Source organism: Ruegeria conchae, assembly GCF_000192475.1.
In the GTDB taxonomy this organism is placed as follows: Bacteria; Pseudomonadota; Alphaproteobacteria; order Rhodobacterales; family Rhodobacteraceae; genus Ruegeria; species Ruegeria conchae.
This window is the reverse complement of the sequence record NZ_AEYW01000024.1, coordinates 108,416-121,264: the sequence shown is the minus strand read 5'-3', so window position 1 is coordinate 121,264 and position 12,849 is coordinate 108,416. Positions and strand designations below refer to the sequence as shown.

At 52.5% G+C, this 12,849-nt stretch carries 10 protein-coding genes, 1 pseudogene and 1 riboswitch; all 11 genes and pseudogenes read right to left on the bottom strand.

Going from position 1 to position 12,849, the window contains the following annotated elements:
- Window positions 1–100: 100 nt before the first annotated feature.
- A riboswitch (cobalamin riboswitch) is annotated at window positions 101–303 on the bottom strand.
- Window positions 304–415: 112 nt separating this feature from the next.
- Window positions 416–1,801, bottom strand: a complete 1,386-nt coding sequence (locus tag G7G_RS0121090) for an aldehyde dehydrogenase family protein (RefSeq protein ID WP_010443465.1) — start codon at window positions 1,799–1,801, stop codon at window positions 416–418.
- Window positions 1,798–3,471 carry an acetolactate synthase large subunit gene (locus G7G_RS0121085; protein WP_010443464.1) on the bottom strand — a complete coding sequence of 558 codons (1,674 nt, stop codon included), beginning with the start codon at window positions 3,469–3,471 and terminating at the stop codon, window positions 1,798–1,800. The genes G7G_RS0121090 and G7G_RS0121085 overlap by 4 nt, the downstream gene beginning before the upstream one ends.
- A gap of 716 nt (window positions 3,472–4,187) precedes the next feature.
- Window positions 4,188–4,514: pseudogene (locus G7G_RS23815) on the bottom strand (beta-barrel domain-containing protein); the annotation flags it as partial.
- Window positions 4,515–4,784: 270 nt separating this feature from the next.
- A complete protein-coding gene (locus tag G7G_RS24460) occupies window positions 4,785–4,955 on the bottom strand; it encodes a P-loop NTPase family protein (RefSeq protein ID WP_010443461.1) in 171 nt (56 codons plus the stop codon).
- Window positions 4,956–4,990: 35 nt separating this feature from the next.
- A complete protein-coding gene (locus G7G_RS23810; RefSeq protein ID WP_010443460.1) occupies window positions 4,991–5,263 on the bottom strand; it encodes a putative toxin secretion ATP-binding protein in 273 nt (90 codons plus the stop codon).
- A gap of 235 nt (window positions 5,264–5,498) precedes the next feature.
- Entirely contained in the window at window positions 5,499–5,747 is a 249-nt protein-coding gene (locus G7G_RS23805) for a hypothetical protein (protein WP_029622247.1), read from the bottom strand.
- A gap of 505 nt (window positions 5,748–6,252) precedes the next feature.
- Window positions 6,253–7,569 (bottom strand): TolC family protein, encoded by a 1,317-nt coding sequence (locus tag G7G_RS0121050; RefSeq protein WP_010443456.1) that lies wholly within the window; start codon window positions 7,567–7,569, stop codon window positions 6,253–6,255.
- Window positions 7,570–8,009: 440 nt separating this feature from the next.
- A complete protein-coding gene (locus G7G_RS0121045; RefSeq protein WP_010443455.1) occupies window positions 8,010–9,506 on the bottom strand; it encodes a DUF7056 domain-containing protein in 1,497 nt (498 codons plus the stop codon).
- Window positions 9,507–9,701: 195 nt separating this feature from the next.
- Window positions 9,702–10,646, bottom strand: coding sequence for a glycosyltransferase family 2 protein (locus tag G7G_RS0121040; protein WP_010443454.1), 945 nt, complete (start codon window positions 10,644–10,646; stop codon window positions 9,702–9,704).
- 535 nt (window positions 10,647–11,181) lie between these two features.
- Window positions 11,182–12,090 carry a lysylphosphatidylglycerol synthase domain-containing protein gene (locus G7G_RS0121035; protein ID WP_010443453.1) on the bottom strand — a complete coding sequence of 303 codons (909 nt, stop codon included), beginning with the start codon at window positions 12,088–12,090 and terminating at the stop codon, window positions 11,182–11,184.
- A gap of 64 nt (window positions 12,091–12,154) precedes the next feature.
- On the bottom strand, window positions 12,155–12,841 hold the full coding sequence (locus tag G7G_RS0121030) for a class I SAM-dependent methyltransferase (RefSeq protein ID WP_010443452.1): 687 nt from the start codon (window positions 12,839–12,841) through the stop codon (window positions 12,155–12,157).
- Window positions 12,842–12,849: the final 8 nt, after the last annotated feature.

Sequence of the window (12,849 nt, the reverse complement as noted above, 5' to 3'; positions counted from 1 at the left end):
CGGCACATATTTGGTTTTGACTTGGGGAGGGCCCGCGTCCGTTCGTCGACCGAGACAAACAGATACAGCGTACACCCCGTCGCCGACAATGAGCACCCTTTCCGAGGGCGCGTGTTCGGCAGGTCTCCTGACTTGCGGGTCAAAGCGCTATGCTGGCCTTCCCGGGATATCCCAGTGGCATTGTCAGCCGCGCTCGCCGCTTACAGTTGCGGGGGCAGTTGCAGATTTGGCGCGAAGAGCACCGCACTACATTCCCTATTGCTTCCAGGGGAATCCCCCGGAGCCGAACATGGCGTGTTCATGCCAGAACATGCAAAGCACGGTCAACAATCGTTTCCGTCACTAAGCGGGCCATTTGCGAAATTAGAGTACCCACATTCGCTCGACCAGCATCGGATCGATCCTGACAGCTTCTTCACAGCCGTATTACAGCCATCTTATCTTGCGTCATGTCATGCATGGTGTAGCCGATACCGCCGGTGTTGTACCCTGATTGATGGCGACCCGCGAATGGCATCCAGTCGACCCGAAAAGCAGTATGATCGTTCACCATGACGGCCGTGGCGTCCAAATACCGCACGGCATGCATTGCTGTATCCAGGGATTTGGTAAAGACCGACGCCTGAAATGCAAAAGGAAGAGCGTTTGCAGCTTCGTATGCAGCACTAAGATCATCATATTCATAAACACAAACGACCGGCCCGAAGATTTCGGAGGTGGACACGCTCGCATCAGCGGGTGGGTTTAGAAGGATAGTCGGAGCATAGGTCGTTCGGCCCAGCCGTTTACCCCCTGTCATTACGCGGGCACCTCCCGCAACCGCTTCGTCTACCCATTGTTCTACTCGATCAACTTCACCCGGACGGATCAGTGGCCCACATTCCACGCTGGCGTCACGGGCATCACCCACCTTCAGCGCTGAGGCGGCTTCTGCCAACTTTCGAGCGACCGTTTCCACCATCCCTGATGGAGCAAAAACACGCTGAACCGAGACACAAACTTGACCGGAATGATAAAATCCACCCTTGGTCAACAAGGGGATCATGGCATCAATGTCGGCTGTCTCATCGATGATAACTGGCGCCGCTCCGCCGTGCTCCAACGCGCATCGCGTCCCCGGCGCCAGCTTCGAGCGCAGCATCCAACCGACACGTGCCGATCCGATGAAAGAAAAGAATCCGACACGCGCGTCCGTGATCATCCGTTCAGCTACATCATTTTGGCAAATCGTCAGATGGCACCACTCCTTTGGTAGGCCAGCCTCGTACAGGATGTCGACAAATGCTTCGCATGACAGTGGTGTATCAAGTGCCGGTTTGACGAGGACCGGGCATCCAGTGGCCACAGCCGGGGCCACCTGATGTACGATCAAGTTCAACGGATGGTTAAACGCGCTTGCGGCAACCACTACGCCGATAGGTTCACGCTGTGTAAAGGCAATCCGACCCGATCCTGCCGCCGTCAGATCCATCGGTATTTCCCGACCCGCCATCTGACAGATCTCATGGATACACAGCTCGACACCATCAATGGCACGCGTCACTTCGATGCGCGCGTCAATCAAGGGTTTGCCACCTTCGCTGGCGATTAGCATCGCAAGGTCTTCCGCGCGGCCGGACATGATCCGAGCTGTATTCTTCAGAACCTCAATCCGCCTGTAAGCAGGCAACCAAGTGCCTCGATCACGGTGCAGACCGTGTGCCACATTCAGCATGACATTGATATCGTTCCAGCTTTTAACCTCGACACTGCCGATTTTCTCAAGATCAAACGGGTTCAGAACTTCAACAACATTACTCATATCAGACAGACCTTCGCCGCAAGCTCATCAATGAGAACGCGTTGGTTTTCACTGTAATCGACCGGCAAGTCGATCAGATGCACACCACCTGCTTCAAACGCTTTTTCAAAGGTAGGCACCAGATCTTCTGTCCTTTCGACCCGATGACCCGTAGCACCATAGCTGTTAGCGTATTGCACAAAATCAGGATTCTTAAATTCCAATCCCCAATCATCAAACCCCGCATGCGACTGCTTCCAACGGATCATTCCGTACGAGCTGTCATTCAGAACAGTAACAACAAGATTGAGGCCAAGACGAACGGCGGTTTCAATCTCCTGGCTGTTCATCATGAACCCTCCGTCACCGCAAATGGCCATAACCCTACGCTCAGGATATAGCTTCGCTGCCATCATGGCCGAAGGTAAGCCTGCCCCCATGGTCGCAAGCGCGTTGTCCAGCAGAACCGTGTTGGGTTGATAGGCCTGGTAGTTTCTGGCGTACCAAATTTTGTAGATACCGTTGTCCAAAGCGATGATATCGCAGTCCCCCATGACTTTACGTGTGTCAGATACAAACCGCTGAGGGATGACCGGAAAGCGCGGATCATCAGCGCCTTCTGATGTGTGTAGATCGGTCTCGTTTTTGACCCGCTGGAAGTAACTTCGGTCAAATTCCAAAGGTCCTTGCAGGAACTCACCCAATTTGGAGATGGATTGCGCCAGATCACCAACCACTTCAACTTGAGGGAAATAAACTTGATCAACCTGCGCGGCCTTGTAGTTAACATGGATCACTTTGGTGCCGCCCTCTTCCATAAAGAACGGTGGTTTTTCCACAACATCGTGACCCACATTGATGATCAGATCAGCGCGTTCGATGGCGCAGTGCAGATAATCACCATCCGACAGAGCGGCTGTGCCCAAAAACAGTTCGGACCGCTCATCCACGACACCCTTACCCATCTGAGTATTGAAAAATGGGATCTGGGTATCGTTCACGAACTTGCTCAGTGCGCTGCGGGCGTGTTTTCGGTTCGCCCCGGCCCCCAAAAGCAAAAGCGGCATCCTGGCAGCACGGATCATCTCAGCCGCTTCGGTCAGAACTGCATCACCGGCCACGGCATAGTGACGCTGATGCGGTTCAAGAACATGCTCAGAAGTCTCTTCGGCTGCAATGTCTTCCGGAAGTTCCAACAAAACCGCGCCGGGGCGCTCCTCTTGCGCGACACGAAAGGCTTCGCGGATCAATGAGGGGATTGTGTTGCCGTGTACGATCTGTTTGGACATTTTGCAGATCGGATCGAATAACCCAACAATATCGACAATCTGAAACTGGCCCTGTTTCGACTTCTTGATTGGTTTCTGCCCCGTGATCATGATCAGCGGCATACCACCCAGATGAGCATAGGCCGCTGGTGTAGCAAAGTTCGTTGCCCCCGGCCCCAGCGTCGCCATGCAGACTCCGGCCTTACCCGTCAGACGACCGTAGGTCGCAGCCATGAATGCCGCGCCCTGTTCGTGACGCGTTAGAACCAACTCAATTTTTGAGGTTCTTAGAGATTCCAGAACATCTAGATTCTCTTCTCCCGGAACAGCAAAGATGTACTCAACACCCTCCGCCTCAAGCGCTGCAACCAGCAAATCAGAAGCTTTGTTAATTGGCGATACGATTTGGTCATTGGTAGACATTTAATCTCCTGTTTTCACGACAGATCGGTGAGCTTGGGGCGGCCACGAAACTAAATGTACCACCATTTTGAATGAGGTTCAGGTCCATCGATTAACCACCGGCTTGCAATCGCTGTCGCTTGGGAAAAAGCTTGCCCTCGGAATTGGGTTCCGCGCTTATCGACCGACAATCGCAACTGAGTGGCCTTTCGCTCCCTGCTCCACTGTCAGCAATGGGTAATGCGCAAAATGAACCGCACCAATGGGGCGCAAATCACGCGTCGACCCGAGCGGAACAGTTGAAGTAGCATTTTTGTAGGTGCACCCAATCCCTGACTGCTCTGACCAATTGAAGGGCGTTTCCGCACGATCCTGAACAAAGAAATATTGCCAAAATAACCCGCACAAACGCTCAAAAACGTGACAACACCGGGCGACCACCGGAAAATTACGCCACATGGCCCTGTCGAATTGGGTGATTACCCAGACGTGAATCACAATGAGCCAAAGAACTGCAAGGCCAACGAGAGAACTGGATTGCTGCAACATGTTTGTTTGGCTCGTTCTTGGTTCGACTTAGGCCCAGCCTAGGTGTGCTGCAATCAAGTCGATGGCTAAATATTCAAACTAGATTGGAACTGGAACGGCCATAATCCAGCACAGGACTCATCACGTATTGGTGAAGTGATATCAACGCGGTAACAAAATGAGTACGGGGACAGAACAGCCGTAATCCGTCAGTCTCGAAACGCCCTGTCCTTTACGCGGATGACTGGCTTCGTCAGATACTCCAGCACTGTTTTTGGTTCGGGTAGCATATCAACTTGAGCAACCATTCCCGGTATCACGTCCAGATTCTGCCCATCCGCGTCCGTCAACGCCCCACTCAGTCGTATCTCCACGACATAAACCGACGTATCTCCATCCGGGGCAAGTACCGTATCCGCGCCGATGCGCGTTACCCGCCCGTCCAGGGCACCATAGCGTGAAGCGTCATATGCCGTAATACGCACCTTTACCTCCAGATCAGATCGAATAAAGGCAATGTCATCCGGCGCGACAAAGGCCTCGACTGTGACGGTTTCGGCAAACGGTACGTTTCAACTACGGTCTGACCCAGCTGGACCACTCCGCCCAAAGTCGAAATCAAAACCTGATTGACAATGCTGCGTGTCGGTGCGCGAATTTCGGCACGTGCGAGACGGGTCTGAAAGGCTGGAATACGGGTTTCAGGCGAAGCCAGTTTGTGAGCCTCGCCATCTGAAATGGTCCACCGCTATGTTTAAGAAATAGAGGACCAAGAATGGCAAACAAGCGACCGAAGCCGGAAGAGATTATCTAAACCGGCCAGAAATGATGTTCTCCTTCAGAGTCCCTGAGAACGGCCAGCAATCCTGCAACACAGCGCCAATATTGCGGGTCTTATCCGCCGGATCCACGGCACGCGCATCCAGACCATCCTGCATGACCGCCCCGGTATCAGGTTCATACAAATCCAAGATCAAGCGCGCCAGAGTGCTTTCCCAGACCCAATCGGGCCCTATATCGCGACTTTTTCGCCCGGTTTGATCGCTAAATCGATATCCTTAAGAATCGAACCCAACGCGTCATCGTAAGCAAAACTGACACCTTTGAAGTCAATCTGACCTTCGATCCTGCGCCGAGACAAATAGCGTCGGCCAGGCTGACGCTCGACCTCTTGCACCATAATCGCAACGATCTGGTGATAAACCACGCGCGCTTGGTTCAGACGCGTCAGTACCTGCGCCAACTGGGACAGAGGCGACAGGGTTTGCCCGTCAAGATCACGCAAGCGATCAGTGCTCCCATGGAGATCACCCCGTCCCGGATCAGGAACACACCGAAAAACACAATCGTGACCTGCGTGATCTGTTGAACCAAAAAGGTAAGGCTCACCGTTCCCTATGACAGCAAACGCGTCCTGCCGGAACTATCTGCCTGCGCGCGTACCGTCTCCTCCCAGCGAGCGCGCATGACCGGTTCGGCACCGGTCGTCTTGAGCGTTTCCATCCCCGTCAGCGTTTCCATCAGAACTGATTGTTTGGTCTGACTATCAAAACTAGATTCACGTGCATATCGGCTGAGGAATGGGTGCGCCAAAAGCCCCGATAGCAACTAATCGGCACAGCAATTGCCGAAACCAGCGCGAGAGTACCGCCGATGGCCCAGATCACACCGATAAATACAAATAGGAAGGGTAAATCGACCAAAGCAACCAGAGAGGCTGAGGTGAAAAAGTCACGTACCACCTCAAAGTCCCGCAGGATCGAGCCCATTCGCCCATTCTGACCCTACGTGACTTCATCTTGAGCGTCATCAACTGATTGAACAGCCGTTCGGCGATCTTCCTATCCGCCCGTTTCCCTGCTGTGTCAATGAAACGCGACCGTAGATTTTGGATAAGAAAGTCAAACAGCAGCGCATAGCGAACACCAGCAACCAAGGCCAATAAATTCGGCAGGATGCGATCATAGACAACCATCGTGAACAGAGAGGTCGCTGGTCCAAGTACGCTGGTTACCACGGCGGCCAACATTATCTGAACGTAAACCCCGCTCAGGTCGCTGAATGCAGGCCAGAACCGATGCCCCTCCCCTGTTGCGCTGAACGGTCCTCCTCCTTGCGGCGCGATCGCGTGGCGCGCAGAACCCAGAGCACACTACTCAGATGCGGATCCTGTCGCCGCCAGATCTGCCTCGGACAAACCAAGGCCTAGATGTTCCTTTAATAGCCGGAGATGATTGATCAGCGGGTCGGAGGTGGCTGAATTCATCGGGACTGTCACAAGGTCGGATCGGTAGGCTGAGCGACACCCAAAGCGTCCAGGATGTCACCGGTGACCGCCAGCACAGCATATTCGGCGCGACGCGCTTGAGCTTCAAGTTGAATTACCCGCACCTGCGCAAGGTTCAGTTCGCGCAATGCATCCAATATCTGAACCAATGTGCTGCGCCCAATATTAAACTGACCCCGTGCAGCATCTAGCGCCTGCTCATTGATCTCGACCGCGCGTCGGGCTGTCGCTAGCCGCCGTTGGATTGAATTGGTCTCTTCCAGCGCCCGAGACAGATTACGCTGCAACTCGCGGCGCAACTCCTCTTCATCGGCTTGGCTTTGTTGAAGATTCGCGCGCGCCGTTTTCACGTTGGCCCGTGAGGAACCACCTTGGTAAATCGGAACTGTCACGCCCAATCGAGCCTGCGCCCCATCGTCAATGAACCCCTGATCGAAATCAGTCTCAAGGATCGCGGACAGGGTCGGCCGAGTCGCCCGTTCCGCAACGATAACTTCTTGCTGGCGCACCTGGCTAACGGCAACCTGAGTCCGTAAACGTGGGCTGCGCTCAACCATCTCATGCGCCGAAGACCCAGCCAAAGCCGGGGCCGGTGGGATCGTCGGAATAACACCGGGACGGGTCCCAAAAACTTCTACCCAGTTTGCGGTTGCCAGTTCCACTTCTGTCTGCGCTTGTGCCAGTTCTGTCTCGGCATTTGACCTGCGCCCTTGCCCGGCCAGCAGATCTGCAACAGATCCAGCCCCCGCATCAAAGCGTGACTGGAGGTCGTCAACCAATATATCCGTGCGGTCCAGATTCTGCCGAGCCTGCTGTTCGAGGCGACGATTGCGGTCCAGATTGACTATGGTTTCTATGGCTTCGAAACTTAATGCGTTCAGCTCTGACAACTCACTTAACCAAGTCTGCCGGGCTTCGATCTGGCGCAATCCGACGCGACTGTTGACTTTGCCCCCATCATATATGATCTGGCTCAACCGCAGGATTGGAACCGGATCACCGCCAGACGTCAAAGACGTTTCGGCCTCTATCTGCGGCAAAAATGCCCCCTGCTCTGCGTCGATTCGAGACTTCGATGCCAGAACGTTCGCGGTGCCTGCGGCTGTCGTGGGTGAAGTAGCGACCGAAGTTCGTACCAGCTCGGCAAAATCGGTATGTGCAACGCTTCCCTTCAGATTGTTCCTACCTGATGCGGGTACTTCCACGGGTTTTGCAGTCGGATCAAAGGACTGAGTCCCCTGAATATCTTCAGTGCAACCAGCCAAAACTATCGTGGTTATCAAAACCGACAACCAAGCCTTCATGATGCCAATGCTCCTGGTATTAATTATGCGCCAGACAACAAATCATCGGTCAATATTCTTAACAAAGTGCTATTCAAAGTTCTCGTTAAAAGGGTATTTTGACGGACAAACAACCTTATGCTTTGCACGCATATTTAGATTAAAGCGTGACAACAACTGCGCACGTCCCGCCCCTAATGCACCATCTGCACGCAGCCAAAGACCGCTTCCTTCGACCTGCAATGCATTGTCGACTGCATCGGCCAGTTCTACATCCGTGATCGCAATGCCCAGCCAGATATCATCAATTCAAGCTTCAAATCACGGTTGACGTCATCTACCTGCGCCACAATCGACCTGTCGAAACCGCCACCCGCATCCAGAAAATCGGCGCTCGAGCCCAGTATGAACCTTTGGCTCTTTTCTAAGTCGATACCGATCCCAATAAACGCAGGCTAACCTTAGTAGCTGTAGACGCCTTCAAATAGTAAAATACGATCGCGTGGATCGGTCAAAACCGAATTGTTTGTTGCACGGGGCATCATAATGTTCGGAGCTCGCAACTCATAATTCGCCTCAAGCACGGCGCCAAATTCCGATCCCAGATTGTCTGTACGATAAGATAATATCATAAGTTTTGGCTCGGAGCGGAGCAACGCCTGATACAGCGCAGATTCTTCGCCTGCAGACTTCGTATTGTTGACAGCTTGTGCATCAAGCCAGAGGCGCGGCTCCATGCGACGACTGGGAATCATGCCAATGCCGTCAAAATAGGTGTCCTCTTGCTCAAGTAGTTCTTCTGCTCGCTGAATAAGCGCAAATTGGTCACGGTTATCGTGGGCCAAATATTGAACATTTCGCAGCGTGCTCAGCACAGCAACAATTACCAGAACACCAATGGCACGCGAATACCACGTTTCTGACCGCTGCATCAAATGGGCGACAGCGTCGGCACAATAGAAAGCCAGAAACGGCAGCACCATGACGAAAACGTACGGCCATGTTTGATTATGAAAAAAGACCAATGCAGAAAGCGCTAACGTAAAGGTAAAATATACCCGTGCAGCACTATCACATTTGGCAAACCGAGAGGCCGCAACAAAAAGCCCAAATATCACCAAACCATATTGCAGGGAATTTCGCTTGAGCGTTTGCCAGACGAACGCATCAAGTCCTTCGTAATAACTGCCCCCGTTGAACGCAAGTTCCGCTGGCCCAAAGAAAAGCACGGCAAGAACCTGTGGCATCGCGGCGCCCCCTAACAGGACTCCGTAAACTGCTATTGCGGCTGCCCACCCAAGTAAGAGCATTACCCCACGCTTCACCGCTCGGGCGACTGAGCGCATGATGAGCGCATCAATAGTCAATGCGGCCCCCAACGCAAAATTGAAGTAGACTGATTTTTGGGTCGTTACAAATGCAAGCCCACTAAGCAAACCAGCAATCAGAAGAGACTTGGCGCGGTCAGTTCCAGACCGAATGACGACCAGAATTGCCATAATCGCAAATAGCGTAGCAAGCGGTTCTGAACGCAGGCGGAATCCGCGTTCGATGAAATTACTGAAGCTCAGCAAGAGTGCAACGGCTAACAAAGCCGTAACACGTTCCGCCCCCAAAGTACGGGTGCATAGGTAGACGCACCAAGCGGTCGCTATTGCCAGGCAAGCTGTCGTCAATCGGCCTGCTATCAGCATTGAGGTCGCATCCCATCCGATCAGATGAGAGAATTCATAGAACAGAGCATATCCGACCGCCTTTTTCGGCCAGATCGTCTCGAACGTTCCGTCGAACAGATAAACGGGTTGGGTAAAATGCCAAAACTCATCCATCACAAAACGAGTATTAACCGACAGCACAACGAGAAAGGCAATCTTTAATAAAATAAAGGCTTTGAGTGCAAACGATAACCGTTCAGAGCGGTTCAGGTTTTGTGGCAAGATCTTTGTGCGCACCGTCATTCTGTGCACTCTCACATAAAACGCTGCTGGCTTGTTTCATCGCGCGTGATCTCAAGATCTGTCACTGGATTTAACCAACCTCTCACGCGATGTGAAAAACAATCCAATTCAAAAATACCACGGTGTCGCGATGTCAAAGCAAACCTCGCGTCTGCCTCAAATGCGCAATCAATAGGCGCTCTGAATGGACTCATCTCATGTTCCTCTTTTCAGCGCCAGCTTAAGCCGGGGCACGAGCCTGTTCACGATCTGTGAGCGGGTGAGAAACTCGCGCCATTCAAGCGGTCCAAGTGAGATTATTGCCTTTAACGCTGAACCACATCCACGCAATCTGCGATGGTGCAGGCTGGCCAAACAAATGTTAAAAGCATTGGCCGTATCAGCGCGTTTACGGGCAATCTTTCTGAGATCGTCTGGCAGATGCACAAGATGCCGTTCCATTGGGATCTTCAATTGTCGCTTGAACGATTGCAGGTCTCGCGACCCGGTCATGGTCTGGGAAGCTGCATGAATACGAAACGATGCCGCGCAGGTGGGATCCCAAGCCAATCCATTCTGTGCGAGGCTCAACCAAAGGTCCCAGTCAGCAGTATACCAAAGGTCTTCATCAAGTCCACCATTTCGCATCGCAGCAGCCCGCCTGAACATGACCGCAGGCAACGCAACGGTATTTTGAACAATCAAGTACGAAAGTGCCTCTTCGAATGAAAGAACGCGCTGAGCACCTCCAAACGGAGGACACATATGGCCAACCGTATTGCCCTTAAGGTCGATAAGATTCGCACCATGAACCCATATATCGACATTCGGGTATCGTGAGGACATTTCTTTCAGCAATGCCGCACGACCAGGCGACCAGATATCATCCTGATGCAACATTGTGATAAGGGACGAAGCTGCCTCTCGCAGTCCAAGATTTGTGTTCTCGGTCCATGATTTTGCATCGGGATTGTCGATGATCCGGATTGGAAGACGTGACCGCGCAGCCTCGAGAAGTTCGTGGCTATTATCCGTTGAACCTTGATTGACGGCGACAATCTCAAGCCCTTCGCATTGACCATCTAGCGACGACAGTGCAGCGTCCAGAGTGTCCCCGCCATTATAGATTGGCATAATTACGGTAAGCCATGGCTGCGTCATGGGGTGCAGCGCCTTTGAGTATGTATACCGATCATGAAGGCAATCGTGATCAGCGAAGACTCTAGTCTCAAAGGATTATCTGTCGCAACTGATGTTGCGATTGGGCGACCTAGCTGTCGGGAAATATGCGCGTACATCAATCTAGGTCATCTCCTCCACTTCAGGCGGTGTGAGCAGCAATTTCTAAAACCGGCACCATCTGATCGCCCGTAGCGCTAGTTGCTGCCGCTCTTCTAACAGGGCTCTTTTTGCCAAGTCAGATCTGATGCGATTGGGTTTATCATTCTTTTTTACTCTCTTGCGCTATGAATTCCAAAACAAGAACAGATTGTTTCCGATTCATCAGGCTATTGTGGCTAGATTGGGGCATCACGCGTACTGATTTGTGGTTCTCCCAAATGACCAAATAGGCCGCGATAGTTTGATCCACATCAGTGAGTAAAAAGCCAATTGGACAACTACCCAGCCCGGAGATTCCAGCATGATAGGGAATTGGTGCTTTGAACCCACCTGACAAAATACGGATTTTTCACTATCAAAGATCCTGATGCCGCCTAAATCCCGCTGCTGCAAGGAAGGGGTAACACAACAAGAATCCGCTGACGGTTACGATCCTCAAAGATACCGCAGCTTCGGCCGCAGTCGCCGCGTCAATGCCCTGAAGGAATAGAGCGCTAGCCCATGTCACTTCAGTCACTCCCAATCCTGCAGGTAAAAACGGGATCGACGAAACAAGTAGTATCAAAGGGAAGGCGACGAAAAGCGGCATGGGATCGAGCTCCGGCAAAAACATCACCATCAGACCAACATTCAAACCCGCTATCAGCACATACCTCAAAAGGCTCAACCCCATAAGTTTATGTAGAACTACGGATCTTTGGTCAGCAGCTTGGTTCAAACCATCAGCGAGCGACGTCAAAGCCGCGCCCTCTCCTATCATCACACGAATTCGATGAACCACCAGTGCACTCCCACGCAGGACAGGCTTTAGCGCAGCGACAACAACCCCGAGAAGTACGATCAAAGAGAATGTCGCAAAAGCCGCACCCAACGCAACAAACACAAGGCCGGCCAGTACCGCAATTCCCAGCGTCAAAAGCTCTAACGATTGCTCAAATAGTGAGGTACCCGCAGCGGCGCGGGCGCGGATGCCGCTTTTGCTCGCAACCCACGCGCGGACAATCGGGACGCTAATCTGTATCGAAATTATCTGCCCCAAAAGCGCACCGGTCGCCGTTGCAGAGGTGGCCGTTCCCAAGGATATTGTCTGAATATCCAGTGTTTCTGAAAGCACGATCCGCCACTTCATTGCCGCGGCCACAACAATGATGCTTTGCGTCAACATAATCAGCGCGTAAATAGGCCAGGGTACGCCGCCCAGTACCTGAGAAATACCCGACAGAGTTGCTCCACTTTTTTGTATGAGCACAACCAGCAGCGCCAATCCTGCAATGAGCCCTGCCAGGGTCCAACGGAGGCGTTTATTGCGAGTTAGTGTTTTTGTCCCATCAGACAAAGCAATTAACCCCGTATATCAGGTTAATGTCCGGAATTGCGGCCCGCATGGGCCACCACTTGGTACGGCGTTCTGGGAAATGAAACTTAATAATCTGATGCAGGTTATAGATCGCATTTACATGCTCGACTGACATGTAATAATCGTAAGGCAGGCCCGCTGCATAACCGCGTTTTCGCGGCCCTAACGTTCGCCCAATCCTCCACGCAAGTCCGGGGTCACACGGGAGGATCAGCGATAGTACCCCGCCCGGACGGATAACGCGAACCCACTCCTCCAACGCACTTACCGGATCAGGAATGTGCTCCAAAACATGGGTCGCGATCACGCGATCAATACTATCGTCTTCAAATTGCAGCCTGGCACCTGAAAGCTGCTTGATCTCGACGCGTGGGTCCCAACTACGCTTGGTTAACCAATCGATTACTTTTGGATCATGGTCGGAAGCGATGTATCGCTCGAAACCATGTTGAACGCAGCCGAAATGTGCCATCGTGCCAACGCCAAGCTCAAGAACCGTCCCGTAGTGATCATCAAGGCCGGCATTTTTCTCAACCAAGTTATGCGTCGAACGTAAAATACGCGCACTTAAGCTTGAGCCGTAATTTGAGGCGTCATAGTTCGCCAGCCAATTTTCTTCATAGTTCGACCAATCCGGTTTCTCTACAAAGTTTTTCATCTCGTTGG

Bases quoted from the DNA above. Each gene is read 5' to 3' on its own strand.
- G7G_RS0121085 (WP_010443464.1), bottom strand. From the start codon at position 3,471: ATGTCTACCAATGACCAAATCGTATCGCCAATTAACAAAGCTTCTGAT.
- G7G_RS0121050 (WP_010443456.1), bottom strand. From the start codon at position 7,569: ATGAAGGCTTGGTTGTCGGTTTTGATAACCACGATAGTTTTGGCTGGT.
- G7G_RS0121030 (WP_010443452.1), bottom strand. From the start codon at position 12,841: ATGAAAAACTTTGTAGAGAAACCGGATTGGTCGAACTATGAAGAAAAT.
- G7G_RS0121040 (WP_010443454.1), bottom strand. From the start codon at position 10,646: ATGACGCAGCCATGGCTTACCGTAATTATGCCAATCTATAATGGCGGG.
- G7G_RS23805 (WP_029622247.1), bottom strand. From the start codon at position 5,747: ATGGGCTCGATCCTGCGGGACTTTGAGGTGGTACGTGACTTTTTCACC.
- G7G_RS0121090 (WP_010443465.1), bottom strand. From the start codon at position 1,801: ATGAGTAATGTTGTTGAAGTTCTGAACCCGTTTGATCTTGAGAAAATC.
- G7G_RS0121045 (WP_010443455.1), bottom strand. From the start codon at position 9,506: ATGACGGTGCGCACAAAGATCTTGCCACAAAACCTGAACCGCTCTGAA.